The following is a 23,934-nucleotide window of genomic DNA, read 5'->3' as shown; positions in this document are numbered from 1 at the left end:
GGAGTCTGCCTCATGCCATCTACCCAATTCCGTGAACAGATCGCGGAACTTAGCGCCCAACTGGCCGGTCGTCCCCTTGATGCCAGCCTGGATGCCTGGCTGAATGCCAAGCACGGCGTTGAAACCCCCACCTTTGAACACCTGAAACAAAGCTGTCAAGCCGGTGTTTCAGAAGGTTGGCTGTGCGACCGCGAAGGCGGCGGCATCCGCTACGGCCGCATTTTCAAACCCGCGCCGGACCTGCATGGCTTCTCGGTCGATGTGGTGGACATGCAAGACATCGCCGGGCCGCACCACACCCACCCGAATGGCGAGATCGACCTGATCATGCCGCTGGACGCGGGCGCCCAGTTTGATGGTCGCCCCGCCGGTTGGCTGGTTTGCCCACCGGGCAGTTCGCACCGGCCAACCGTCACCGGGGGTCGCGCCCTGGTCCTTTACCTGCTGCCAGAAGGCAGCATCACCTTCACACGCTGATCAAGATGACTGAACTGATTCCCAATTTTTTCGCTGGCCAATGGCAAACCGGCAGTGCTGCTGGCACCCCTTTGCTGGACCCTGTGCTGGGCACGGAACTGGTGCGCGTGGATGCCACCGGCCTGGACCTGGCCGCAGGCTTTGCCTTCGCCCGCGAGCAAGGTGGCGCGGCACTGCGCGCACTGAACTACCGTGAGCGCGCCGCCATGCTGGCGGCCGCCGTCAAGGTGTTGCAGGCCAACCGGGATGCCTATTACGAGATCGCCACCGCCAACAGCGGCACGGTCAAGAACGACTCTGCCGTGGACATCGACGGCGCCATCTTCACGCTGGGCACCTACGCCAAGCTGGGTGAAACCCTGGGTGAACGCCACCACCTGCTGGACAGCGAAGCGACCCGCTTGGGCAAAGACCCGCTGTTCCAGTCACAACATGTGCTGGTGCCCACGCGCGGTGTGGCACTGTTCATCAATGCCTTCAACTTCCCGGCCTGGGGCCTGTGGGAAAAAGCGGCACCGGCCTTGCTGTCGGGCGTGCCGGTGATTGTCAAACCGGCCACTGCTACCGCCTGGCTGACCCAGCGCATGGTCAAGGACGTGGTGGATGCCGGCATTCTCCCGAGTGGCGCGCTGTCGGTGATTTGCGGCGGCTCGGCAGGCTTGATGGATGCACTGCAAGCCTTTGACGTGGTGTCCTTCACCGGCTCGGCGGAAACCGCAGCGGTGATCCGCTCCCACCCAGCCGTGGCGCAGCGTTTTGTGCGCGTCAACATCGAGGCCGACAGCGTCAACTCGGCGTTGCTCTTGCCCGATGCCGCCCCCGGCAGCGAAGCCTTTGACCTGCTGGTGAAAGAAGTGGTGCGCGAGATGACGGTCAAGTCGGGGCAAAAATGCACGGCGATTCGCCGCATCTTTGTGCCTGAGGCCAGCTACGACGCAGCGGCGCAAGCGATTGCCGCCCGGCTGGCCAAGACCACGGTTGGCAATCCGCGCAATGAAGCGGTACGCATGGGTGCGTTGGTGAACCGCGCGCAATTGACCAGTGTGCGCCAGGGCCTGGACTACCTGAAGCAACAAGCTGAGATGCTGCACGACGGTGCCACCCACGCCTTGGTCGATGCCGACCCGGCGATGGCCTGCTGTGTTGGCCCCGCCTTGCTGGGCGTGTCTGATGTCGATGGCGCGGATCGCGTGCATGACACCGAGGTCTTTGGCCCCGTCGCCACCCTGCTGCCTTACCGAGACACGACCCACGCCTTGAGTTTGGTACGCCGCGGTCAGGGCTCGCTGGTGGCCTCCCTTTATGGCAGTGACTCCGCCAGCCTGGGGGCGACCGCACTGGAGCTGGCCGACAGCCATGGCCGTGTGCATGTGATCTCGCCCGATGTGGGCCAACTGCACACCGGCCACGGCAACGTGATGCCGCAGTCGCTGCACGGCGGGCCGGGCCGGGCCGGTGGTGGTGAAGAACTGGGTGGTCTGCGTGCGCTGGGCTTTTACCACCGACGCAGCGCGGTGCAGGCCAGTACAGCGGTACTGGCCACACTGCAACCGCCACAAGCCGCATGAACCTGAGAACCCCGAGCTGATTCCTGCAAATAACGAGAGAGACACACCATGAATGCAAGCACCACAACAGACATGCCAGCGGTTACGCCACCTGGGGATAGCTTCAACTTTGCCCAGCACTTGCTGAGCTGCAACAGCCAACGTGCCAGCAAAGTCGCGTTCATCGACGACCAGGGCGCACTCAGCTATGGCCAGTTGAACGAACGGGTACGCCGGGTGGCGGCGGGTCTGCGCTCACTGGGCATCAAGCGCGAGGAACGTGTGCTGCTCTTGATGCACGACTGCAATGATTGGCCGGTGAGTTTTCTCGGTGCCATGTACGCCGGTATCGTGCCGGTAGCTGTGAACACGCTGCTGACCGCCGATGACTACGCCTACATGCTGGAGCATTCCCGCGCGCAGGCGGTGCTGGTGTCGGGTGCGTTGTTGCCCGCCTTGACGGCCGCCATGACCAAGTCGGATCACGAAGTGGGCAAGGTCATCGTGTCACGCCCGGTCGCTCCCTTGCATCCGGCTGAAGTAGAGTACGAGACCTTTGTGCAGGCTCAATCGCCGCTGCTCAAGCCCGCCGCCACCAGCCCCGACGACCCCGGCTTCTGGCTCTATTCGTCCGGCTCCACCGGTCGCCCCAAAGGCGCGGTGCATTCCCACGGCAACCCCTACTGGACGGCCGAGCTCTACGGCAAAGCGGTACTGTCCCTGACCGAACGCGACACCTGTTTTTCAGCCGCCAAACTGTTTTTTGCCTACGGCCTGGGCAATGCGCTGAGCTTCCCGATGAGTGTAGGTGCCACCACGATTTTGATGGCCGAGCGCGCCACGCCCGATGCCACCTTCAAACGCTGGCTGGGGCAAGTGGGTGGCGTGAAACCTACCGTGTTCTACGGCGCCCCCACCGGCTTTGCCGGCATGTTGGCCTCACCGAATCTTCCCGCACGCAGCGACGTGGCCTTGGCGCTGGTGTCGTCCGCCGGAGAGGCCCTGCCAGCCGAGCTGGGTGAGCGCTTCAAACGCCACTTTGGCGTGGACATCGTCGATGGCATCGGCTCCACCGAGATGCTGCACATCTTCCTGTCCAACACCCCACAGAGGGTGCGTTACGGCACCACCGGTTGGCCGGTGCCCGGCTACGACATTGAACTGCGTGGTGAGGATGGCGCGGCCGTGCCCGACGGCGAGCCCGGTGACCTCTACATCCACGGCCCTTCGGCGGCCATGATGTACTGGGGCAACCGCGCCAAGACCCGCGAAACCTTTCAGGGCGGCTGGACCAAGAGCGGCGACAAATACGTTCGCAACAGCGATGGCAGCTACACCTATGGCGGCCGCAGCGACGACATGCTCAAGGTCAGCGGTATCTATGTGTCGCCGTTTGAGGTCGAGGCCACACTGGTGCAGCATCCGTCCGTGCTGGAAGCCGCCGTCATCGGTGTGCCCGATGCCCAGGGTCTGACCAAGACCAAGGCCTTTGTGGTGCTCAAGGCCGGGGCGCAGGCCACCGAGGCCGAGCTGCAGGCTTTTGTCAAGGACAAGCTGGCTCCCTACAAATACCCGCGCCAGATCGCCTTTGTGGACGACCTGCCGAAAACCGCCACCGGCAAGATCCAGCGCTTCAAGCTGCGTGAACTGGAAGCCCACGCCGCATGAGCGAAGCCTTTGCTTTCGTCGAAGTCGATTGGGCCGGGCGCACGGTGTGCATTGAGCACCGATGGATTGCCCCCGAGCGCACCACCGCACCACTGATCGTGTTTCTGCACGAGGGACTGGGCTCGCTGGCGATGTGGAAGGACTTTCCGCAGCGCCTTTGTGATGCGGCGCTCTGCCGTGGCCTGGTGTACTCGCGCCCCGGCTATGGCCGCTCCACGCCGCGCGCGGCACAGGAGGCCTGGGGCCTGGACTTCATGCACCAGCAGGCGCATGTTGTGCTGCCAGCTTTCCTGCACGCGGTGGGCATCGACCCGGTGGCGCAAGCGCCCTGGCTGTTGGGTCACAGCGACGGCGCCTCGATTGCACTCTTGTATGCAGCCCAATTTGCGCAGGCGATTGCCGGGGCTATTGTGGTCGCACCGCACATTCTGGTTGAAGAGCTGTCGCTGACCAGCATCGCGGCGGCACGCACGGCCTACCTGGAAACCGATCTGCGCCAACGCCTGGCCAAGTACCACGACGACCCCGATTCCGCCTTTTGGGGCTGGAACAACATCTGGCTGCACCCGCCGTTCCGTGAATGGTCCATCGAAGCCGAGATCGAAGCCATCCGCTGCCCACTGCTGGCGGCACAAGGCATGGACGACGAATACGGCACGCTGGAACAGATTCATGGCATCGCCCGACGGGTGCCGCAGACCGAGTTGCTTGAATTGAGCGACTGTGGCCATTCCCCGCATCGCGATCAGGCCGAGCGCCTGATCGCTGCTGCCAGCGCTTTCATCACACAACAAACAGGAGACAAACCATGAGCTCATCCCACAAAACCCTGATCAGCCGTGCTGTTGCCACGCTGGCCCTGTCCGCCTTGAGCGCCCTCCCGACCCTGGCCCAGGGTCTGCCCAAGCTTAAAGTTGGGCTGATGCTGCCCTACACCGGCACTTACGCCGCACTCGGCAATGCCATCGAAAACGGCTTTCGCCTGCACATCGCCGAGCAAGGCGGGAAACTCGGCGGGCGCGAGATCGAGTTTGTCAAGGTGGACGACGAGTCCGATCCGTCCAAGGCCACCGACAACGTGAACAAGCTCATCAAGCGCGACAACGTGGACGTGCTGATTGGCTCGGTGCATTCCGGTGTTGCCATGGCCATGGCCAAGGTGGCGAAAGATACCGGCACCGTGCTGATCGTGCCCAACGCCGGAGCGGACGCGGTGACCGGCCCGATGTGCGCCAGCAATATCTTTCGCAGCTCGTTCTCGAACTGGCAACCCGGCTATGCCATGGGTGAAGTGGTGGCCAAGAAAGGACACAAGAAGGTCGTGACCATCACCTGGAAGTACGCAGCCGGCGATGAGTCGATCCGTGGCTTCAAGGAGTCCTTCGAGAAAGGTGGCGGCAAGGTCGTCAAGGAGCTGAACCTGCCCTTTCCCAACGTCGAGTTCCAGGCGCTGCTGACCGAGATAGCAGCCGCCAAGCCCGATGCCGTCTACACCTTCTTCGCCGGTGGTGGCGCGGTCAAGTTTGTCAAGGACTACGCCGCAGCCGGCCTGAAGAAGACCATTCCACTGTACGGTGCGGGCTTCCTGACCGATGGCACGCTCGATGCCCAGGGTGCCGATGCGGCCGACCTGCTGACCACGCTGCACTACGCCGACAGCCTGAACACGCCGCGCGACAACGCCTTCCGCCTGTCCTACGCCAAGGCCTACAAACTGCAACCTGACGTGTATGCCGTGCAAGGGTATGACGCAGCGCAAATGCTGGCGGTTGGCCTGGCCGCCGTGAAGGGAGACATCGGCAAAAAAGCCGAGTTCACTACCGCGATCGAAAAAGCCAAGATCGACAGCCCACGTGGCCCCTTCACCCTGTCCAGGTCACACAACCCGGTGCAGGACATCTACCTGCGCCAGGTCGGCGGCAAGGAAAACAAGCTGGCAAGCATCGCCAGCAAGGCGCTGGCCGACCCCGGCCGCGGTTGCCGCCTGTAAGTCAAGCGGCTCATGGACCTGACCACCTTCCTGATCCAGTGCCTGAACGCGCTGCAGTATGGGCTGCTGCTGTTCCTGGTGGCATCCGGCCTGACGCTGATCTTCGGCATCATGGGTGTCATCAACCTGGCGCATGGCAGCTTCTACATGATTGGGGCCTACATGGCCTATGCGCTGGCTCCGATTGTGGGCGGCACCTTTAGCGGCGGCTTTTTTGCCACGCTGGCCGTTGGCCTGGTGCTGGCGGTGCTGCTGGGCTATGTGCTGGAGTGGGCGTTCTTCAGCTTTCTGTACGAGCGCGACCACCTGCAGCAGGTGCTGATGACCTACGGCCTGATTCTGGTGTTTGAGGAGTTGCGCAGCCTGCTGGTGGGTGACGACGTGCACGGCGTGCAGGCACCCGACTTTCTGGCCGGCACGCTGCCCCTGGGCGAGCTAATGACCTACCCGGTTTACCGGCTCTTTATTTCCGGCGTGTGCCTGGTGCTGGCGCTGGCCATGTATTTTGTGTTCACCCGCACCCGGCTGGGCATGATGATCCGCGCCGGTAGCGCGAACCGTGAGATGGTGCAGTCGCTGGGCATCGACATCAAGTTCCTCTACCGCGTGGTCTTTGCCGCCGGCGTGGCCATTGCCGTCTTTGCCGGCATGATCGCCGCGCCCGTGTCATCGGTGTATCCGGGCATGGGCAACACGGTGCTGATTATCTGCTTTGTGGTGGTAGTGATTGGCGGCATCGGCTCGATTCGTGGCGCGCTCCTGGCGGCGTTGTTGATCGGCGTGGTGGACACCTTTGGCAAAGTGCTGCTACCCCAAGCCTCCGGCGTGCTGGTCTACGTGCTGATGGCGCTGATCCTGCTGGTCAAGCCCGACGGTCTGTTCAAGGCCGGTTGAACCCTGTGAGCCCCATGAAGTCCTCCAAATTTTTCTTCGTCGCGGCCGCGTTTGTGCTGCTGGCGTTGTGGCCCCTGATGGCGGGCCAGTACGGTGTGGACCTGGTCACCAAGATCATGGTGTTTGCCATCTTTGCACTCAGCCTGGAACTGCTGGTGGGCAGCACCGGCTTGGTGTGTTTTGGCCAGGCGGCCTTCTTTGGCATTGGTGCCTATGCCACCGTGCTGCTGACACCGCAGGACGGCGCGCCGTCACTGCTGTGGCTGTTGCCTGCTTGTGTGCTGGCGGCGGCCTTGTATGCGCTGCTGGTCGGCGCGCTGTCGCTGCGCACCAAGGGTGTGTACTTCATCATGGTCACACTGGCCTTTGCGCAGATGGCCTATTACGTGGTGCACGACACGCCGCTGGGCGGCGGGACCGACGGCATCTACCTGATGGCCAAGCCGGTGGTGCTGGGCACACTGCTGGACCTGGACAAGCCGATGGCGTTCTATGGCTTTACGCTGGCCTGTCTGACCGCCGTGTTCGGCTTTCTGACCCTGCTGCTGCGCTCGCGCTTTGGCCGCGCGCTGGCCGGTATTCGCGTCAACGAGCAGCGCATGCGCGCCACCGGTTTTTCGACCTACCCGTACAAACTCGCGGCCTTTGTGATTTCGGGCGGCATGGCCGGGCTGGCGGGTTTCTTGTTTGCAGTGAAGGATGGCTTTGTCAACCCCGAGCTGATCAGCTGGCATTTATCCGGCGAGGTGCTGATCATGATCATCCTGGGCGGCCTGGGGCATTTGCGTGGCGCGCTGATCGGTGCCTTTGCCTTTGCGCTGTTGCAGGAGTTCTTCAAGTCAGAGGCGATTTTTGGCGAGTTTGCCAAGCACTGGCATCTGGGTCTGGGCCTGTCCATCATCGCCTGCGTGGCGCTGCTGCCGCGCGGGCTGGTGGGTGTGCCCGAGCAAGTGATCACACGCCTGCGTGGCCGCTCGGGCAGGGTGCGTGATGATTCGGTTGTGGAAGTGTCCCATGAGTCCGTCTGACATGCTGTTGCGCGGCCACGAGATCACGCGCCGCTGGGGTGGCTTGCTGGCCTTGAACAAAGTGTCGCTGGCGCTGCAACGCGGCACCGTGCACGCCGTGATCGGCACCAACGGTGCGGGCAAGTCCACGCTGATCAACATCCTGTCCGGTGAAATTCAGCCATCCAGCGGAAAAGTCGAGCTGCTGGGCCAGGACGTGACCACCTGGTCGCAACCCCGGCGCGCCCGCGCGGGCCTGGGGCGCAGCTACCAGCGCAACACCATTTACCCCAGCTTCACGGTGCTGGAGAACTGCCGCCTGGCGGCCCAGGCCAATGTGCAAAAGCCCTGGGCCTGGTGGAGCGATGCCCAGCGCTGCAGTGCCAGCATGGACAGTGCCCGCGCAGCGGCCACGCGCGCCGGGCTGGACGACTTGCTGGACCGCCAGGCCGGGCTGCTGTCGCACGGTCAGAAACGCCAACTGGAGATTGCCATGTGCCTGGCGACGAAACCGCAGGTGCTGCTGCTCGACGAACCGCTGGCCGGCATGGGTGCCGAGGAGACCGAGCGCATGCTGACGCTGCTGGCCGAGCTGAAAGCCAGCCATGCCATCCTGCTGGTGGAGCACGACATGGACGCGGTGTTCCGCATCGCCGACTGCATCACGGTGATGGTCAACGGCACCGTGATCGCCTGCGGCTCGCCCGACTTCGTGCGCAACAGCCCCGAAGTGCGCATTGCCTATCTGGGAGAACATTGAAGTGAACCGTGACTTGATCGTCGATGCCCGTGGCATCCACGCCTGGTATGGCTCCAGCCATGTGCTGCACGGCGCCCAGTTGCAGATTGCCCGTGGCCAGACCGTGGGCCTGCTCGGGCGCAATGGCATGGGCAAGAGCACGCTGATCCGCACGCTGCTGGGCCATGTGGCGCAGCGCGACGGCCACATCACGCTGTTTGGCAAGGATGCCTCGCGCTTCAAGCCGCACAAAGTCGCACGTCTGGGTGTGGCTTATGTGCCCGAAGGGCGCGGCGTGTTCCCCAACCTGACAGTGCGCGAGAATCTGGTAATGGCGGCGCGCCGGGGTGTCGATGGCCGCAACGACTGGTCGTTCGAGCGTGTCATGGCCACCTTTCCGCGCTTGAAGGAGCGGCTGACGAATCTGGGCGCGCAGCTCTCCGGCGGCGAGCAACAGATGCTGTCGATTGGCCGGGCGCTGATGACACACCCCGAGCTGATCGTGCTGGACGAGGCCACCGAAGGCCTGGCACCGCTGATCGTGGCCGACATCTGGCGCGTGATTGGCGAAATTCGCAAGAGCGGCATCGCCACGCTGATCGTGGACCGCGACTACCGCCGCGTGCTGGCGCATGCCGACCAGGCCCTGGTGCTGCAAAAAGGGCAGGTGCTGCTGCAAGGCACGGCGGAGGATGTGGCCAACGACCCGGCACTGTCGACCTACCTGGGCGTCTGAAGGCCACCCCTCCTCCACATCCGAACTGCTTCGTTTGTCAAGGACTGGACCGGGAATGACAGCTCTTAACCTTGGATTCAATCGGTCGATGCAACACACTGAACACTGCGTAAGCAGAAGGAGTGCTGCAAATGAAGCAAAAACCACGGATCTATTGCACAAAGCCAGAAGGCTTTAATGTGGAAACGATGGAAGAAAGGCGAATCTCTCGAACAGATAGCTCAGTTGTTTGGTCGAAGTCCTTCATGGGCGCAGAGACAACCCGCCTCGAATCAGCGATGGACGATGAATGGGCCATGGGTTGGCCACAGAAAACGAGATCAAGTCAACCGACTATCAATCCAGACTCACGCGTTTGCTGCGTTTGAGTCATGGCTCAGGCCATATCGGTCTCTTGATGTGAGCACTCAATCGCTGGGAAAGCTGGTGCTGGTGCGGCTGGCGGGGATCGAACCCACGACCCTTGGCTTCGGAGGCCAATACTCTATCCACTGAGCTACAGCCGCTTGCTGGAGCGTGCATTGTAGGTGCTTTCAGAGGGGGCGGCCGCTATAATCGCGACCTGCTTTTCAAGCCCCCCGATTTCCAGAGGACACCATGACCGACAACAGCCCCGCTACTGTTCACGATGAGGCGCATAGCGGCCCCATTAAAAACCCCAAGCAAATGCTGCTTGCCGTCACTTTCTCGTTTGTGGTTCCGATCTTCGCCATCATTGGTTTGGTTTACTACGTGACCATGGGCAACAAACCCGCCGCCACCGAAGCCAACTCGGAACAAGCGGTGGCCGCACGGATCCAGAAAATTGGCCGCATCGAAATTCGTGACGCCAACCGGCCGCTGCGCACCGGTGAAGAGGTGTTTAAAGCCCAGTGCACGGCCTGTCACACCGCTGGCCTCGTCGGTGCCCCCAAATTTGGCGATGCAGCGGCCTGGGCGCCGCGCATTCAGACCGGCTATGACGCACTGCTGAACTCGGCACTCAAGGGTAAAAATGCCATGGTTGCCCAGGGCGGCGGTGAATTTCAGGACCTGGAAGTCGGTCGCGCCGTGGTTTATATGGTGAACGCCGCCGGCGGCAAGTTCGCGGAGCCGCAAGCGGCTGCCGCCCCGGCTGAGGCGGCGTCAGCCGCCAAGTAAGACCCGTCCGCGCGACACCCACGATGCCGACTATCAGTCGGCATTTTTTTATAGTATTTTGGCCTCTAGCCCCCGTGTAATATAGATATATAGCTACTTATTTAGTAGCACAATATAGTTATTTTCAAATTCCCTATGCCCCGTTTTTACTGCCCAACCTCGCTGCGCTGCGGTGACTTGCTTGACCTGCCAGCCAGCGCTGCCCGTCACGTACAAGTACTGCGCCTGCAGCCAGGCGACAGCATCACGCTGTTCAATGGCGGCCCCGGCTGGGACGAACGCGACTCGGAGCACACCCAGGGCGGCGAGTTTGAGGCCAGCGTCACGCGCATGGGCCGCAGCGATGTGCAGGTGAAGGTCGGCGCCTATCACGCGGTAGAGCGCGAAGCAGCGCATCGGGTGCATCTGGCCGTGGGCATGCCGGCCAACGAGCGCATGGACTGGCTGGTCGAAAAAGCCACCGAACTGGGCGTGGCCAGTATTCAGCCCCTGATGACCGAGCGCAGCGTGCTGCGGCTCAACCCGGAGCGAGCCGGAAAAAAGCAAGCGCACTGGCAAAGTGTGGCGGTGGCCGCTTGTGAGCAGTGCGGTGGCAACCGGGTGCCGGTGATTCATGCAGTCATGACCTTGGCAGCTTGGATCAAGGCGCAACCAGCGCAGGCAAGCGATCAGCGCTTGTTGTTGTCGTTGCGCCCGGGCGCGCAAAGTGTTCGTGCCGCCGTGAAGGCCTTCGCCGATCCTGCCAGTGCCGGCGCCCATACCGAAGCCATCACCTTTTTGTCCGGCCCTGAAGGCGGTTTGAGCCCGGCCGAGGAAGATATCGCGCTGGCCTGTGGCTTTGCGCCGGTGACACTGGGTGCACGCGTGCTGCGCGCCGAAACGGCAGCCTTGGCCGCGTTGGCCGCCTTGCTGCTGTAACCGACACAGTTCGCGGCTGGCCGGCAAAATGCCCGCACAGGCTTAAAACGGGTCCCCCGTCGTACCCGCTGTTCAAGATCAAACCGCCAGCGATGATGGGCGACGCCGGGCGAATCGACGGTGTATGGCCTGCGCCCAGATAAGAGCCCACCCATTTTCCTTGTCGGACATGCGGTTTCTCAAAGAATGCTGAGATACGGGTGTTATAAGAAAAGGCAGAACAACTTCCCAGGACGCCATATGAAAACCATCGCATCCAAGACACGCACCTTAGTTTTTGGCGTGAGCGCTGTTGCCCTGCTGGTCAGCGGTTGCGCCAACATGACCGAGACCCAGCGCAGTTCAGCCATCGGCGCCGGTGTGGGCGCCCTGGCAGGCGCCGCCATTGGCGACAGCCGCGAGGCGACCGTGATCGGTGCCGGCGTCGGCGCACTGGGCGGCTATATCTGGTCGACGCAGATGGCCAAGAAGAAGGCAGATATGGAACGCGCCACGGCAGGCACCGGGGTAGATGTCATGCAGACGGCTGACAACCAGCTCAAGCTCAATATTCCGAGTGACATTTCGTTCGACATCAACCGCTTCGACATCAAGCCCAACATGCGGCCGATCCTGGACCAGTTTGCGCAAGGCTTGAGCAGCCAGCCCAACACCGAAATCCGCATCATCGGTCACACCGACAGCACCGGTTCGGACAGCATCAACGACCCGCTGTCGGTCAACCGTGCCGCCAGTGCGCGCGACTACCTGGTTGCCCGCGGCGTGGATGGGCGGCGCATCCAGATCAATGGCCGCGGCTCACACGAGCCCATTGCAGATAACAACACGGAACGAGGCCGCGCCCAGAACCGCCGCATCGAGATATTCCTGGCCGAGCGTTCGGTCGCCCGGTAGTTCTTTCTTCTCTGCGGCACGCTTGGAGGCCGCAAAAGCAGGGTACAGGCTGTTGCTGGCATGTAACTGTTTCCGTGTGAAAATGGAAACTTGATTACAAGGAGACTGCTTCATGCCCCGTCGCGCCACCAAAATTGTCGCCACTCTCGGCCCCGCCTCGAGCGACCCCGCGTTGCTGGAGCAGATGATTCGTTCCGGCGTCAACGTGGTGCGCCTGAACTTCAGCCACGGCACGGCGCAAGACCATATTGACCGGGCAAGGCTGGTGCGTGAAGCGGCCAAGCGCGCCGGACGCGAGATCGCCATCATGGCTGACTTGCAGGGGCCCAAAATCCGGGTTGGCAAGTTTGCCGACGGCAAGGTGTTGCTGGAGCCGGGGCAAAAGTTCGTGCTTGACGCTGCGCGCACCGAACTCGGCGATATTGACGCCGTCGGGCTGGACTACAAGGCATTGCCGAACGAGGTCAAGGCGGGCGATGTGCTGCTGCTCAACGATGGCCTGATCGTTATCACGGTCGATGCAGTCCAGGGCGCGGCGATTCACACCACCGTCAAACTGGGTGGCGAGTTGAGCAACAACAAGGGCATCAACAAGCAAGGTGGCGGCCTGAGCGCACCCGCGCTCACCGCCAAGGACATGGACGACATCCGCACGGCGATGAGCTTTCACGCTGACTATGTGGCCGTCAGCTTTCCCAAAAACGCAACCGACATGGAGATGGCGCGTCAGTTGTGCAACGTGGCAGCCGAAAACGGCCACCGGCCCGGCCTGATTGCCAAGATCGAGCGTGCGGAGGCGATCCCCAAACTTGAAGAAATATTGCTCGCCAGCGACGGCATCATGGTGGCGCGCGGCGACCTGGCCGTCGAGGTTGGCAATGCGGTGGTGCCGGCGCTGCAAAAACGCATGATCAAGCTGGCCCGCGAGCACGACAAGGTGGTGATTACCGCCACCCAGATGATGGAGTCGATGATCAACAACCCGGTACCGACCCGCGCCGAAGTGAGCGACGTGGCCAACGCGGTGCTGGACGGCACCGACGCTGTCATGCTGTCAGCCGAGACGGCGGCGGGAAAATACCCGTTGGAGACGGTCGTTGAGATGGCCAAGATTTGCCATGCGGCCGAGGGCGGTGAAGATTTCAAACTCGAAGCTGACTTCACGGGCAAGACCTTCAAACGCATTGACCAGTCAATTGCCATGGGCGCCTTGTTCACAGCGCATCACCTCGGCGCCAAGGCGATTGTGGCCATGACCGACAGCGGCTCCACCGCGCTGTGGATGAGCCGCCACCTGATTCAGGTGCCGATTTACGCGCTCACGTCCAAAGTGGCGACGCAGCGCAAGATGACGCTGTACCGCAATGTGCGCCCCTTGTTCATTGATACCAGTGCCGACCGGGACACGGCGCTGAACGAGGCGGAGAACTATCTGAAAACCCGAGGCATTGTGCAGGCAGGCGACATTTATGCCATCACCTGTGGTGAGCCCATGGGCTCGCCCGGCGGCACCAATATGCTGAAAATTTGCCGGGTTCGCTAGCGGCCTTCGCCGTCCAAGCCACAGACCGCATAAGCCGCGGGCGTCTTGACGGGCGCTTTGGCCATGGGGCCGCCTGGCACCTGCACCACGCCGGGCCATGGCAACAAAAGCAGCAGGTTCGCGAACCGGGTGACTGCGGGTTTCACGGCGGGCATCGTGTTGTGACAAGACGTGGACGGTGATGGTGAAACATCAAGTCACGCTTAAAGTCGGGCGCCGGCGTCAAAGTGCAGCGCGCAACCGCGCCGCTCCGTTAAAATTCAGGCCAGTTACCAACCAGTTACCAACTTACCAAGGACACCATCATGGCACTTGTTTCAATGCGCGAACTGCTCGACCATGCCGCCCTGAATGGTTACGGCATCCCGGCTTTCAACGTCAACAACCTGGAGCAGGTGCAGGCCGTCATGTCGGCCGCCGATGAGGTCGGCGCACCGGTCATTCTGCAAGCCAGCGCTGGCGCGCGAAAATACGCCGGTGAGCCCTTCATCAAACATCTGATTCTGGCCGCCATCGAAGCCTATCCGCACATCCCGCTGGTCATGCACCAGGACCACGGCCAGAGCCCCGACGTGTGCCAGGGCGCCATCAACCTGGGCTTTAGCTCGGTCATGATGGACGGCTCCCTGATGAGCGACGGCAAGACCATTGCCAGTTACGACTACAACGTCGAGGTGACGCGCAAAGTGGTCGCCATGGCGCACGCCGTGGGCGTGACGGTGGAGGGTGAGCTGGGCTGCCTGGGCTCGCTGGAAACCATGAAAGGTGACAAGGAAGACGGCCACGGCACCGAGGCCACCATGACGCGTGAGCAGATGCTGACCGACCCCGAGCAAGCGGCAGATTTTGTCAAGCGGACCCAGCTTGACGCGCTGGCCATTGCCATTGGCACCAGCCACGGCGCCTACAAATTCACCCGCAAGCCCACCGGCGATATTTTGGCGATTGACCGCGTCATGGCCATCAACAAGCGTATTCCCAACACCCATTTGGTGATGCATGGCTCCAGCAGCGTGCCGCAGGAGTCGCTGGCCATCATCAACCAGTTTGGCGGCAAGATGCGCGAAACCTACGGTGTGCCGGTCGAAGAAATCCAGAAAGCGATCAAGTTTGGCGTGCGCAAGATCAACATCGACACCGACATTCGCCTGGCCATGACCGGTGCCGTGCGCAAATACATGTTTGAAAACCCCGAAAAATTCGATGCCCGCGACTGGCTCAAGCCCGCCCGTGAAGCCGCCAAGGCCCTGTGCAAGCAGCGCTACCTGGAGTTTGGCTGTGAAGGTCAAGGTTCAAAAATCAAGAGCCACTCATTGAGCGTGGTGGCGGGGCAATATGCGCGTGGTGAGCTGGCGCAAGTGGTGAAGTGATCTTTAGCGGGTCTTGGTAGCGTTCAAGAAGCCACCTGCGGGTGGCTTCTTGCATGGGCCTGCCGCCCTGCGGCGTCTTGCTGATGTGCCCTATTTGCTTTCAGCCCCCGTTGCATAAGCTTAGTCAGCTATTGAATTTGATGCATTTTTCAGCGCAGGCGCGGGCTTAAAATTCATGCGGTGACACCTCGCACAACCCAATCTGTCCGGGACACCAACCGCTTTCTGGTTTTTTCTTGACTGGCACCCATCTCCATGAACACTTCACAACCCGCCCTGCACACTTCCATGCTCACCTCTTTGCCGCTGCTGGCGCGTGGCAAGGTGCGCGATAACTACGCCGTCGGCATTGATCGCATCCTGATGGTGGCCTCTGACCGCCTGAGCGCCTTTGACGTGATCATGGGTGAGCCGATTCCGGGCAAAGGCGCGCTTCTGACACAGATGGCGCTGTTCTGGTTTGACAAGCTCGGTCCCAAAGGCCTGAACCTGTGCCCGATTCATCTCACCGGTGACGCGCCCGAAAGCGTGGTCACCGCCGCCGAAGTGCCGCAGGTGACGGGCCGCTCGATGCTGGTCAAGCGCCTGAAGCCCTTGCCGGTGGAAGCCGTGGTACGCGGTTATCTGGCCGGCAGCGGCTGGAAGGAATACCAGCACAACGGGGCCGTGTGCGGCGTCAAACTGCCAGCCGGACTGCAGAACGCCTCCAAGCTGCCCGAGCCGATCTACACCCCGGCGGCCAAGGCTGCGGCGGGCGACCATGACGAGAACATCACGTTTGAGCAAACGGTCGAGATGATCGGCCTGGACCTGGCCACCCGCATTCGCGACATCAGCATTGCCATCTACAAGGCGGCGTCGGAAATTGCACGCGCCAAGGGCATCATCATTGCCGACACCAAGTTCGAGTTTGGACTGGACGCCGACGGTACGCTGACGCTGATGGACGAGGTGCTGACGCCCGATTCATCGCGCTTCTGGCCCGCCGAGAGCTACCAGGAAGGCATCAACCCGCCCAGTTTTGACAAGCAATTTGTGCGTGACTGGCTGGAGCAGGTGCAGGTCAATGGCAAGCCCTGGAACAAAACCCCGCCCGCGCCACGCGTGCCCGACGAGGTGATTGCCAAGACCGCCGCCAAATACCAGGAAGCGCTGACGCGGCTGATCGGTTGACAGTAGGGGCCGTGGCGCTATCATTCAATTGGTCTTACCAATTTAAAACGCCATGCCTGCACGCCGCCCTGCCATCACCCGCCTCGCCGACACCGTCGCTGGCGAGCTTGAAAAAAGAATTCTGGAAGGTTCGCTCAAACCTGGCGATCTGTTGCCCTCAGAGCGCGATCTCGCCGTTGAGCTGGGTGTGTCGCGCCCCTCGCTGCGCGAGGCCATCCAGAAGCTGGTCGCCAAAGGTTTGCTCAGCACGCATCACGGCAGCGGCACCCATGTCACCGACCGGCTGGAGGCGCACTTTGTTGACCCCTGGCAGGACATGCTCAACGGCCACCCCTTGTTGCACCAGGACTTGCTCGAATTTCGCCAAATGCTGGAAAGCCAGGCCGCCTGCCTGGCCGCCGAGCGCGCGCTGGATGTCGACATCCAGCGCCTGGACGCCGTCTATGCAGCGCTGGAGACCACCTTTGCCAGCAACGATCTGCAGGCCTGTATTGATCAGGATGTCCTCTTTCATCAAGTGATCGCGGAGGCGGCCCATAACGTGTTGATCGGGCACCTGAGCGCCAGTCTGATGCGGGTGATCCATGGTCACATTTCCGGCAGCCTGGCGCATCTGCATGCGCAGCCTCAGCGCTGGGAACAGTTGCAGTCGCAGCACCGCGCGATCTGGCAAGCTGTTCGCGAACACCGGCCCGAGGCAGCGGCCCGCGCCGCTCGCAGCCACATCGAATTTGTACGCCAGAGCATGGAAGACAGCGCCCGGCAAGAGGAGCGCCGCCTCAGCGCCATGAGACGTCTGGGAACCTTGGCACCCGTCAGCGTCTGACCTCGCCGCCAGGCAACGGGGCTCGGGAAGGAGGGTCCATCACCAACCAGGGTAAACCCCTATTGTTCGGGTTCATTTGTTTTTTTACAGTCCAATTTATTGGTATTACCAATTTACCAATCAATAAGAACTATCGAGAAAAGAGCCAGCATGGAGCCAACTACCCAATTCCCGCGCCAGTACCCGCCCAAGCCGCGCGACGTCTATCTTTTTGCCACCTGCCTGATCGATCAGTTCACGCCCGAAGCGGGTCTTGACACGGTGCGACTGCTGGAACGCGAAGGCATCAAGGTGCATTACCTGGAGCAGCAAACCTGCTGCGGCCAACCGGCGCACAGCAGCGGCTTTCCAGACGAGGCGCGCGCGGTTGCCTTGCAGCAGTTGAATCTGTTCGTGGAGCCCTGGCCGGTGGTGATTCCATCCGGGTCATGCGGCGGCATGATCCGCAAACACTATCCGCATTTGTTTGCCAACGATCCGGTGTTGCATGCCAAGGCGGTGGATCTGTCCGAGCGTGTTTATGAGCTGAGTGAATTTTTGGTGCACGTGGTCAATTTCAGCCAGCCGGATCTGGGCACACCCTGCACCGTGGCGCTGCATACCTCCTGCCATGCGCGGCGCGAAATGGGCTCGCATGAAACCAGCGCGGCACTGCTCGATAGCCTGGCGCACGTGAATGTGGTCGAGCAGGCGCGGATTGAAGAATGCTGCGGCTTTGGCGGCACGTTTGCCATGCGCTACCCCGACATCTCGGAGGCGATTGCGACCGATAAAGTAGCCGCCATCAAAGACACCGGGGCCGAGCGCGTGGTTAGTGCCGACTGCGGCTGCCTGCTCAACATCACCGGACGGGCTGCCAAACAGGATGAAGTGGCCGGGCGTACAAACCCCACCTTGCCGGGTGAACACCTGGCCAGCTTCTTGTGGCGGCGCACGACACAGGCCGCATCATGAGCGCTCGCGACAGCATCCTCGCCCGCCTGCGCGCCACCTCGATTGCAGAAACGCTGCCGCTGCCCGACGTCAAGACCTGGTTTGATGCGCACCGCCGCAACGAAGATACAGATCAGCGCGTCACCCGTCTGCGCGCCGCACTGCAGGCCGTGAAGACTGAAGTGCATGACGTCAGTGCCACGGACTGGATTGAGGCGCTGCTGCGCATCGCAGCAAGCAAGGGTCTGCGCAACTTGCTGATCGGCACCGGCACAGCGCATGGTGCGGCGCTGCAAGCCCGTCAGCCCGAGCATCTGAAACTCCTGCCTTATGCCGATGCCATCGACTCCTGGCGCGATGTCTTGTTCGACGACATTGATGCCTCGCTGACGCTGGCCCGCAGTGCCATTGCCGAAATTGGCAGTCTGATTCTCTGGCCCAACGCCTCGGAGCCGCGCTTGATGTCCCTGGTGCCCTCGGTGCACTTCGTGTTGCTGGATGTGGCCACCATTCATTCCGATTTTCATTCGGCGATCACGACAGAAGGCTGGAAAGACGGCTTGCCGACCAACGCGCTGCTGATTTGCGGCCCGTCCAAGACGGCGGACATTCAGCAAACACTGGCCTATGGTGCACATGGTCCACGGGAGCTGGTGGTGCTGTTGCGCCACGCAGAAGGAGCAGCGGCATGAGCCAGGTCATCAAAATTCACCCGATGGAAGACTTCAAGGAGCGCAGCCGGGGCGTTCTCAACGATCCGGGCCAGCGCAAGAATTTCCGCGGTGCCATGGATTTCTTGATGGCCAAACGGCGCGCCCAGTTTCCGGATCCGGAGGAACTGCAGGGCTTGCGTGATTTGGGCTCAGCGATCCGGCGCTACAGCCTGGCCCACCTGCCACGTCTGCTGGAACAGTTAGAGGCCAAGCTGACCGCCAACGGCGTCCGGGTGCATTGGGCACAAACCCCTGACGAAGCCAATGCGATCGCGCTCGGCATTGCGCAGCGAGTCAAGGCCAAACGCATCATCAAGGGCAAATCGATGGTGAGCGAAGAGGTGGGTTTCAACCATGCCATGGAAGCGGCCGGCATTGAAGCATTCGAATCCGACATGGGCGAATACATCGTGCAGCTCGCCGGTGAAACACCGTCGCACATCATCATGCCGGCCATCCACAAGACCAAGCAGGAAATTGCCAAGCTTTTTGCCGACGAGATTGCGGGCGTGGCTTACACCGAAGATGTAGATGCCTTAATTCGCATTGGGCGCAAAGTGCTGCGGCACAAGTTTGCCGACGCGGATATTGGGCTCTCGGGGGTGAACTTCTGCGTCGCTGAGACCGGCACCTTGTGTCTGGTCGAGAACGAAGGCAATGGCCGCATGTGCACGACCGTGCCGCGTGTTCACATTGCCATCACCGGCATTGAGAAGGTGGTGGAAAAGCTCGAACACGTGCCCCCGCTTTACAGCCTGCTGTCGCGCTCGGCCACGGGGCAAGCGGTCACGACTTACTTCAACCTGATCAGCGGCCCGCGCCAACCGGGTGAAAAGGATGGCCCCGAAGAAGTGCACCTGATCCTGCTCGACAACGGCCGCACCCAGGCCTATGCCGATGAAGAACTGCGCGAGACCCTGAAATGCATTCGCTGTGGCGCCTGCATGAACCACTGCCCGGTCTATGCCCGCATTGGCGGCCACGCCTATGGCACCACCTACCCGGGCCCGATTGGCGCCATCATCTCGCCGCACATGCTGGGGCTCGATGCCACCTATCCGCTGGCTTTTGCCTCCACCCTGTGTGGTGCCTGCGTCGAGGTGTGCCCGGTCAAGATTCCGATCACCGACATTCTGGTGCGCTTGCGCAACGAGGCCCAGGCGCGGCCCGACAGCATGGAGGCCACCTTGCGCGGCAGTGGTGCCGCGCGCACCACTGCCGGCACGGCCGTCTGGAGTGTCTGGGCGCAGGTTTACAGCCGACTGGGGCTGTACAAGTTGGCATCGTGGTTCATGAGCCGGGGCCGTGCCCTGTCGCCGACCGAACAAGGCGCCTGGACGCGCAGCCGCACGCCACTGATCCCGGCGCCGAAACGCCTGCGGGACCTGTTGAAAGACAGAAAACCGTGAGCGTGTTGATGCAAGCGCCGTCGCCCATTCAGCTCAGCACCACGCTGCTCAGGCGGCGCCGGTAGCTTGCCACCACCGGGTCCACCGGCGGAATCTGGCCGTCGGCGACCTTGACCTTGGGCGGCTCAATGATGTCCAGAATCGCGATATAGGTCTTGCGCGCGAGGTCGTCGGCCCAGCTCTTGTCGCGCATCAAAATTTCCAGCAGTTCGTCCATGGCGTCGGTCCAGTCCTGCGCTGCGATCAAGGATTGGGCTTTGCCAAAGCGGGCATCGAAATCACGCTTGTTCGCCGCAATCTTTGCATCAAATCCACTTATAGCCCCCGTCAAATCTGCGCGATCAGCTACAAAATCAATAGCATCCATCCAGCGCTGCAGCGAATCAAAGCGGCGCACCAAGGCCGTCTTGGCAATCACCGGGGCGAAGGCGACTTTGGCATCGTCCGTGCGCCCCTCTTGCAGCAGCCGTTTGACGTAGTTGAAGCGGGCCTCCTCGTCGTCCGGGTTCTTCAGCACAGCCTGCTGCAGCGCCTCGCGGATGGCGTCCGGGTCGTTCTCATCGGGTGCATCCGACACCGTCTCGGCCGTCACCTCGGCTTCCAGCACCTCACCGGCGGGCAGGTGTTTGTCCAGAAACGCCTTGATTTCTCCCTCCGGCAGGGCGCCCATGAAGCCATCGACCGGCTTACCCTGGAACATCAGCACACAGGTGGGGATGCTGCGCACGCCAAAGGCCTGGCTGAGTTCCTGCTCCTGGTCGGAGTCGATCTTGACCAGCTTGAAGCGCCCGGCGTACGCCGTCTCCAGCTTTTCCAACAGCGGGCCGATGACTTTGCACGGGCCACACCAAGGGGCCCAGAAGTCGACCAGCACGGGAACAGTCATCGAGGCGGCAACCACCTCGGCGTCAAAATTTGCAATCGTTACGTTCATCATGGGGGGCAGTTCGGGTTGGGGGTAAGTAAAATTCAATTTAATCAACTTGCGGGACAGACCGCAGCCGGCCAAGCGTAGCGCACCGGCAAGCACTGTCCTCAACACTATGAAAATTCAAATCGGTGTCGTTATGGGCTCCAGCTCCGACTGGGACACGATGCAACACGCAGTCCACATTCTCCAACAGTTTGGCATCACACACGAGGCCCGTGTGGTTTCGGCCCACCGCATGCCCGACGATATGTTTGCTTACGCCGAAACGGCGCGCGCGCGCGGCCTGCAAGCCATCATCGCCGGGGCCGGTGGCGCGGCGCACTTGCCGGGCATGCTGGCCGCCAAGACGACCGTGCCGGTGCTGGGCGTGCCGGTGGCGTCCAGGCATCTGTCGGGCGTGGACTCGCTGCACAGCATTGTGCAGATGCCCAAGGGTGTGCCGGTGGCGACCTTCGCCATTGGCGCTGCCGGCGCGGCCAACGCCGCGCTGTTTGCGGTGGCCATGCTGGCCAATCACGACACCGCGCTGCGGACCCAGCTTGACGCCTTTCGTGCCGCGCAAACCGAAACCGCCCGCGGCATGACCCTGCCGCCACGGCTATGAGCGGCAAGACCATTCTGCCCGGCACAACAGGCACGGCCGCAACCGCCGGCAGCGGCCAGCAGACGACGCTTGGCGTCATGGGTGGCGGCCAATTGGGCCGCATGTTTGTGCAGGCGGCGCAAGCCATGGGTTACTTCACCGCGGTGCTCGACCCGGACGTGATCAGCCCGGCCGGGCTGGTGAGTCACTACCATATTCAGAGCGACTACCTGGACCAGCAAGGCCTGGCGCAACTGATGCAGCGCTGCGCTGCGATCACCACCGAGTTTGAGAACGTGCCCGCTCCGGCCCTGGTCACGCTGGGCGCGCATCGTCCCGTGGCGCCGGGTGCCGAGGCGGTCGGCATCGCACAGGACCGGATCAAGGAGAAAGCGCATTTTGTGCGCTGTGGCGTGCCGGTAGCACCCTATGCGGTGATTGAATCTGCCGCGCAACTGGCGGCGGTGGCCGACGATTTGCTCCCCGGCATCCTCAAGACTGCGCGCCTGGGCTACGACGGCAAGGGCCAGCTGCGCGTCAGCAGCCGGGCCGAGCTGGCTGCGGCCTGGGATGAACTGAAGAACGTGGCTTGCGTGCTGGAAAAAATGCTGCCTTTGCAGGCCGAATGTTCGGTGATCGTGGCGCGCGGCTGGGACGGCAGCTGCGTCAACTTCGCGCCGCAACTCAACCTGCACCGCGACGGCATTCTGGCAGTCACCCAGGCTTATGAAGGAAATATGCCTTCCGCCCTCGTGCAGCAAGCGGTAGAAGCTACCAAATCAATAGCAAATGAATTGCGGTACGTGGGCGTGCTGTGTGTCGAGTTTTTCTTGCTGCAAGACGACTCAAAAGCGGCGCAGACGCTGGGCAGCTTGATCGTGAACGAGATGGCGCCGCGCCCGCACAACAGCGGCCACTACACGCTGGACGCCTGCGACCTGTCGCAGTTTGACCTGCAAGTGCGCACGCTCACCGGTTTGCCGCTGCTGCAGCCGCGCCAGCACAGCCCGGCCATCATGCTCAATTTGCTGGGCGATTTGTGGATCGATGGCGCGTCGCCGCCGTGGGATCAGGTGCTGGCGCTGCCGGGTGCGCATCTGCACCTGTACGGCAAGCTCAAAGCCAGCAAGGGCCGCAAGATGGGGCACCTGACCTTCACCGGCGCCACCGTGGCCGAAGTGCGCGCCACGGCGCTGGCGGCAGCCCGGCTGCTGGGCATTGAAGCCTTTTGAGTGCAACAGCCAACATGATCCTGGATGGTTTCGCTGCGAGTTCCATCGCGCTTGGTGCCCAACGCATCAGGGCTGGCGGCTTGTTGGGCTTGCCCACTGAGACGGTGTATGGCCTGGCCGCCGACGCTGAAAACGACACGGCCGTGGCACAGATCTTCACGGCCAAGGGCCGCCCGGCTGACCACCCGCTGATCGTGCATGTGCGCGATGCAGTCTGCGTGGGGCACTTTGCAGCCCAGGTGCCGGACTTCGCCGACCGGCTCATGCAGGCCTTCTGGCCCGGGCCGCTGACGCTGATCCTGCCGCGCCGCCCCGGTGTGGCTAGCGCGGCCGCCGGCGGGCAGGACACGATTGGCCTGCGCTGCCCGTCGCACCCGGTGGCGCAAATGCTGCTCCAGGCGCTGCTCCAGAATGGGGGTCAGAATCCCACTCATTCTGAAAGCGCCAAGCCGCAAGCGAAAGAATTGGCATCTCAGCCCCATGGGGTCTGGGGCATCGCCGCCCCCAGCGCGAATCAGTTTGGCCGGGTCAGCCCGACCACCGCCGCTCATGTGCAAAGCGAGTTTGGCCCTGACTTGCTGATTCTGGACGGTGGTGCCTGCACGGTTGGCATCGAGTCCACCATCATCGACTGCACGCGCGGCCAGCCGGTGCTGTTGCGGCCCGGCGCCATCACGCGCGAGCAGGTGCAAGCGGCTTGTGGCTTGAAAGTGCTGTTGAAGGACGAGCTGGCGACAGATGCTGCGCCCGCGCCCAAGGCCTCTGGCACCCTGGAGTCGCATTACGCACCGAAGGCCACGGTACGGCTGATGGATGCGGCTGCGTTGCGGGCCGCGCTCGCTCGGTGGGTGGCTGATGAGGCTGCGATGGGCCCTGCAGCCGGCGTTGCCGTCGCCACGAGGGCGCGGGCGCAGGCCCCAGCGCTGCCGACGATTGCCGTCTATGCCCGCAGCGTCCACCCAAACCAGTCGTCCCGGCTGCTGTCGCAACACATGCCCGCTGACGCGACTGCCGCTGCGCGTGAATTATTTGCCGTGCTGCGCCGCCTGGATGCCCAGGGCGTGCAGCAGATCTGGATCGAGACGCCACCTGCGGGTGCCGAGTGGGACGGCGTGCGCGACCGCTTGCAGCGGGCAGCCAGCCAAGTTGGCAACCCAAGCTGGCGAGATAGACGACAGCCATGAAAAATCCCCTGCGAGTCTCTCGGCTCG

Annotated in this window: 24 protein-coding genes, 1 tRNA gene and 1 pseudogene; 23 read left to right on the top strand and 3 right to left on the bottom strand. The window is 62.4% G+C overall.

Features of this window, described 5'->3' with window-relative positions; translation table 11 throughout:
* The first annotated feature begins 12 nt into the window (after positions 1-12).
* From RFER_RS01100 to RFER_RS25050, 10 genes and pseudogenes are all read left to right on the top strand, one after another.
* On the top strand, positions 13-477 hold the full coding sequence (locus RFER_RS01100) for a DUF4863 family protein (RefSeq protein ID WP_011462548.1): 465 nt from the start codon (positions 13-15) through the stop codon (positions 475-477).
* Between the two features lie 5 nt (positions 478-482).
* Complete coding sequence (locus RFER_RS01095; protein ID WP_011462547.1) at positions 483-2,045, top strand: 3,4-dehydroadipyl-CoA semialdehyde dehydrogenase; 1,563 nt, start codon at positions 483-485, stop codon at positions 2,043-2,045.
* A 48-nt stretch (positions 2,046-2,093) separates the two neighbouring features.
* Positions 2,094-3,692 carry a benzoate-CoA ligase family protein gene (locus RFER_RS01090; RefSeq protein ID WP_011462546.1) on the top strand — a complete coding sequence of 533 codons (1,599 nt, stop codon included), beginning with the start codon at positions 2,094-2,096 and terminating at the stop codon, positions 3,690-3,692.
* A complete protein-coding gene (locus RFER_RS01085) occupies positions 3,689-4,504 on the top strand; it encodes an alpha/beta fold hydrolase (protein ID WP_011462545.1) in 816 nt (271 codons plus the stop codon). Before RFER_RS01090 ends, RFER_RS01085 begins: the two co-directional genes overlap by 4 nt.
* A complete protein-coding gene (locus RFER_RS01080) occupies positions 4,501-5,682 on the top strand; it encodes an ABC transporter substrate-binding protein (RefSeq protein ID WP_011462544.1) in 1,182 nt (393 codons plus the stop codon). The genes RFER_RS01085 and RFER_RS01080 overlap by 4 nt, the downstream gene beginning before the upstream one ends.
* A 12-nt stretch (positions 5,683-5,694) precedes the next feature.
* On the top strand, positions 5,695-6,576 hold the full coding sequence (locus RFER_RS01075) for a branched-chain amino acid ABC transporter permease (protein ID WP_011462543.1): 882 nt from the start codon (positions 5,695-5,697) through the stop codon (positions 6,574-6,576).
* 14 nt (positions 6,577-6,590) lie between these two features.
* Positions 6,591-7,604 carry a branched-chain amino acid ABC transporter permease gene (locus RFER_RS01070; protein WP_011462542.1) on the top strand — a complete coding sequence of 338 codons (1,014 nt, stop codon included), beginning with the start codon at positions 6,591-6,593 and terminating at the stop codon, positions 7,602-7,604.
* Positions 7,591-8,343 carry an ABC transporter ATP-binding protein gene (locus RFER_RS01065; RefSeq protein ID WP_041789986.1) on the top strand — a complete coding sequence of 251 codons (753 nt, stop codon included), beginning with the start codon at positions 7,591-7,593 and terminating at the stop codon, positions 8,341-8,343. Before RFER_RS01070 ends, RFER_RS01065 begins: the two co-directional genes overlap by 14 nt.
* 1 nt (position 8,344) lies before the next feature.
* On the top strand, positions 8,345-9,058 hold the full coding sequence (locus RFER_RS01060) for an ABC transporter ATP-binding protein (RefSeq protein WP_011462540.1): 714 nt from the start codon (positions 8,345-8,347) through the stop codon (positions 9,056-9,058).
* Positions 9,059-9,189: 131 nt separating this feature from the next.
* Positions 9,190-9,316, top strand: a pseudogene (locus RFER_RS25050) (IS30 family transposase); the annotation flags it as partial.
* A 172-nt stretch (positions 9,317-9,488) separates the two neighbouring features.
* On the opposite strand, the gene RFER_RS01055 reads toward RFER_RS25050, so the two are convergent.
* Positions 9,489-9,564: transfer RNA gene (locus RFER_RS01055), tRNA-Arg, on the bottom strand.
* Between the two features lie 91 nt (positions 9,565-9,655).
* Between RFER_RS01055 and RFER_RS01050 the strand changes: the two genes are divergently transcribed.
* From RFER_RS01050 to pyk, 4 genes are all read left to right on the top strand, one after another.
* Positions 9,656-10,198 carry a c-type cytochrome gene (locus RFER_RS01050; protein ID WP_011462539.1) on the top strand — a complete coding sequence of 181 codons (543 nt, stop codon included), beginning with the start codon at positions 9,656-9,658 and terminating at the stop codon, positions 10,196-10,198.
* 135 nt (positions 10,199-10,333) lie between these two features.
* The gene (locus tag RFER_RS01045; protein WP_011462538.1) at positions 10,334-11,116 is read left to right on the top strand and encodes a 16S rRNA (uracil(1498)-N(3))-methyltransferase; all 783 of its coding nucleotides are present in this window, start codon (positions 10,334-10,336) and stop codon (positions 11,114-11,116) included.
* Positions 11,117-11,356: 240 nt separating this feature from the next.
* The gene (locus tag RFER_RS01040; RefSeq protein ID WP_011462537.1) at positions 11,357-12,010 is read left to right on the top strand and encodes an OmpA family protein; all 654 of its coding nucleotides are present in this window, start codon (positions 11,357-11,359) and stop codon (positions 12,008-12,010) included.
* Positions 12,011-12,122: 112 nt separating this feature from the next.
* Positions 12,123-13,553 carry a pyruvate kinase gene (gene pyk / locus RFER_RS01035; protein ID WP_011462536.1) on the top strand — a complete coding sequence of 477 codons (1,431 nt, stop codon included), beginning with the start codon at positions 12,123-12,125 and terminating at the stop codon, positions 13,551-13,553.
* On the opposite strand, the gene RFER_RS23820 is transcribed toward pyk, so the two are convergent.
* Entirely contained in the window at positions 13,550-13,699 is a 150-nt protein-coding gene (locus tag RFER_RS23820) for a hypothetical protein (protein ID WP_166485622.1), read from the bottom strand. The two genes, pyk and RFER_RS23820, sit on opposite strands and share 4 nt — an antisense overlap.
* A 159-nt stretch (positions 13,700-13,858) precedes the next feature.
* Here RFER_RS23820 and fba point away from each other — a divergent pair, with 159 nt between their 5' ends.
* The 6 genes from fba (at position 13,859) to RFER_RS01005 (ending at position 19,977) form a co-directional block, all read left to right on the top strand.
* Positions 13,859-14,923 carry a class II fructose-bisphosphate aldolase gene (gene fba / locus RFER_RS01030; RefSeq protein WP_011462535.1) on the top strand — a complete coding sequence of 355 codons (1,065 nt, stop codon included), beginning with the start codon at positions 13,859-13,861 and terminating at the stop codon, positions 14,921-14,923.
* Between the two features lie 255 nt (positions 14,924-15,178).
* A complete protein-coding gene (locus RFER_RS01025; protein WP_011462534.1) occupies positions 15,179-16,096 on the top strand; it encodes a phosphoribosylaminoimidazolesuccinocarboxamide synthase in 918 nt (305 codons plus the stop codon).
* A gap of 52 nt (positions 16,097-16,148) precedes the next feature.
* Positions 16,149-16,922, top strand: coding sequence for a FadR/GntR family transcriptional regulator (locus RFER_RS01020; protein WP_011462533.1), 774 nt, complete (start codon positions 16,149-16,151; stop codon positions 16,920-16,922).
* A 150-nt stretch (positions 16,923-17,072) separates the two neighbouring features.
* Entirely contained in the window at positions 17,073-17,876 is an 804-nt protein-coding gene (locus tag RFER_RS01015; RefSeq protein WP_011462532.1) for a (Fe-S)-binding protein, read from the top strand.
* Positions 17,873-18,547 carry a LutC/YkgG family protein gene (locus tag RFER_RS01010; RefSeq protein ID WP_011462531.1) on the top strand — a complete coding sequence of 225 codons (675 nt, stop codon included), beginning with the start codon at positions 17,873-17,875 and terminating at the stop codon, positions 18,545-18,547. The genes RFER_RS01015 and RFER_RS01010 overlap by 4 nt, the downstream gene beginning before the upstream one ends.
* Complete coding sequence (locus RFER_RS01005) at positions 18,544-19,977, top strand: LutB/LldF family L-lactate oxidation iron-sulfur protein (protein ID WP_011462530.1); 1,434 nt, start codon at positions 18,544-18,546, stop codon at positions 19,975-19,977. The genes RFER_RS01010 and RFER_RS01005 overlap by 4 nt, the downstream gene beginning before the upstream one ends.
* 28 nt (positions 19,978-20,005) lie before the next feature.
* Here RFER_RS01005 and trxA read toward each other — a convergent pair whose 3' ends face one another.
* A complete protein-coding gene (trxA, locus tag RFER_RS01000; protein WP_041791193.1) occupies positions 20,006-20,914 on the bottom strand; it encodes a thioredoxin in 909 nt (302 codons plus the stop codon).
* A 106-nt stretch (positions 20,915-21,020) separates the two neighbouring features.
* On the opposite strand from trxA, the gene purE reads away from it, so the two are divergent.
* The 3 genes from purE to RFER_RS00985 are packed head-to-tail and all read left to right on the top strand — an operon-like array spanning position 21,021 to position 23,907.
* On the top strand, positions 21,021-21,512 hold the full coding sequence (gene purE / locus RFER_RS00995) for a 5-(carboxyamino)imidazole ribonucleotide mutase (RefSeq protein WP_041789984.1): 492 nt from the start codon (positions 21,021-21,023) through the stop codon (positions 21,510-21,512).
* A complete protein-coding gene (locus RFER_RS00990; RefSeq protein WP_011462527.1) occupies positions 21,509-22,723 on the top strand; it encodes a 5-(carboxyamino)imidazole ribonucleotide synthase in 1,215 nt (404 codons plus the stop codon). The genes purE and RFER_RS00990 overlap by 4 nt, the downstream gene beginning before the upstream one ends.
* Positions 22,724-22,737: 14 nt before the next feature.
* Complete coding sequence (locus RFER_RS00985) at positions 22,738-23,907, top strand: L-threonylcarbamoyladenylate synthase (RefSeq protein ID WP_011462526.1); 1,170 nt, start codon at positions 22,738-22,740, stop codon at positions 23,905-23,907.
* Positions 23,908-23,934: the final 27 nt, after the last annotated feature.

Source organism: Rhodoferax ferrireducens T118 (genome assembly GCF_000013605.1).
GTDB classification, from domain to species: domain Bacteria; phylum Pseudomonadota; class Gammaproteobacteria; order Burkholderiales; family Burkholderiaceae_C; genus Rhodoferax; species Rhodoferax ferrireducens.
Note: the sequence above shows the minus strand (reverse complement) of the source record. Positions and strands in the feature narration are given on the sequence as shown.

What these genes read in the sequence shown, in the direction of transcription:
- RFER_RS01020 (WP_011462533.1), top strand. Translation starts at nt 16,149, where the DNA reads ATGCCTGCACGCCGCCCTGCCATCACCCGCCTCGCCGACACCGTCGCT.
- RFER_RS00985 (WP_011462526.1), top strand. Translation starts at nt 22,738, where the DNA reads ATGATCCTGGATGGTTTCGCTGCGAGTTCCATCGCGCTTGGTGCCCAA.
- RFER_RS01080 (WP_011462544.1), top strand. Translation starts at nt 4,501, where the DNA reads ATGAGCTCATCCCACAAAACCCTGATCAGCCGTGCTGTTGCCACGCTG.
- RFER_RS01025 (WP_011462534.1), top strand. Translation starts at nt 15,179, where the DNA reads ATGAACACTTCACAACCCGCCCTGCACACTTCCATGCTCACCTCTTTG.
- RFER_RS01010 (WP_011462531.1), top strand. Translation starts at nt 17,873, where the DNA reads ATGAGCGCTCGCGACAGCATCCTCGCCCGCCTGCGCGCCACCTCGATT.
- RFER_RS01100 (WP_011462548.1), top strand. Translation starts at nt 13, where the DNA reads ATGCCATCTACCCAATTCCGTGAACAGATCGCGGAACTTAGCGCCCAA.
- RFER_RS01040 (WP_011462537.1), top strand. Translation starts at nt 11,357, where the DNA reads ATGAAAACCATCGCATCCAAGACACGCACCTTAGTTTTTGGCGTGAGC.
- RFER_RS01085 (WP_011462545.1), top strand. Translation starts at nt 3,689, where the DNA reads ATGAGCGAAGCCTTTGCTTTCGTCGAAGTCGATTGGGCCGGGCGCACG.
- fba (WP_011462535.1), top strand. Translation starts at nt 13,859, where the DNA reads ATGGCACTTGTTTCAATGCGCGAACTGCTCGACCATGCCGCCCTGAAT.
- RFER_RS01090 (WP_011462546.1), top strand. Translation starts at nt 2,094, where the DNA reads ATGAATGCAAGCACCACAACAGACATGCCAGCGGTTACGCCACCTGGG.
- RFER_RS01015 (WP_011462532.1), top strand. Translation starts at nt 17,073, where the DNA reads ATGGAGCCAACTACCCAATTCCCGCGCCAGTACCCGCCCAAGCCGCGC.
- pyk (WP_011462536.1), top strand. Translation starts at nt 12,123, where the DNA reads ATGCCCCGTCGCGCCACCAAAATTGTCGCCACTCTCGGCCCCGCCTCG.
- RFER_RS01050 (WP_011462539.1), top strand. Translation starts at nt 9,656, where the DNA reads ATGACCGACAACAGCCCCGCTACTGTTCACGATGAGGCGCATAGCGGC.
- RFER_RS00990 (WP_011462527.1), top strand. Translation starts at nt 21,509, where the DNA reads ATGAGCGGCAAGACCATTCTGCCCGGCACAACAGGCACGGCCGCAACC.
- RFER_RS01070 (WP_011462542.1), top strand. Translation starts at nt 6,591, where the DNA reads ATGAAGTCCTCCAAATTTTTCTTCGTCGCGGCCGCGTTTGTGCTGCTG.
- trxA (WP_041791193.1), bottom strand. Translation starts at nt 20,914, where the DNA reads ATGATGAACGTAACGATTGCAAATTTTGACGCCGAGGTGGTTGCCGCC.
- RFER_RS01005 (WP_011462530.1), top strand. Translation starts at nt 18,544, where the DNA reads ATGAGCCAGGTCATCAAAATTCACCCGATGGAAGACTTCAAGGAGCGC.
- purE (WP_041789984.1), top strand. Translation starts at nt 21,021, where the DNA reads ATGAAAATTCAAATCGGTGTCGTTATGGGCTCCAGCTCCGACTGGGAC.
- RFER_RS01045 (WP_011462538.1), top strand. Translation starts at nt 10,334, where the DNA reads ATGCCCCGTTTTTACTGCCCAACCTCGCTGCGCTGCGGTGACTTGCTT.
- RFER_RS01095 (WP_011462547.1), top strand. Translation starts at nt 483, where the DNA reads ATGACTGAACTGATTCCCAATTTTTTCGCTGGCCAATGGCAAACCGGC.
- RFER_RS01065 (WP_041789986.1), top strand. Translation starts at nt 7,591, where the DNA reads ATGAGTCCGTCTGACATGCTGTTGCGCGGCCACGAGATCACGCGCCGC.
- RFER_RS01075 (WP_011462543.1), top strand. Translation starts at nt 5,695, where the DNA reads ATGGACCTGACCACCTTCCTGATCCAGTGCCTGAACGCGCTGCAGTAT.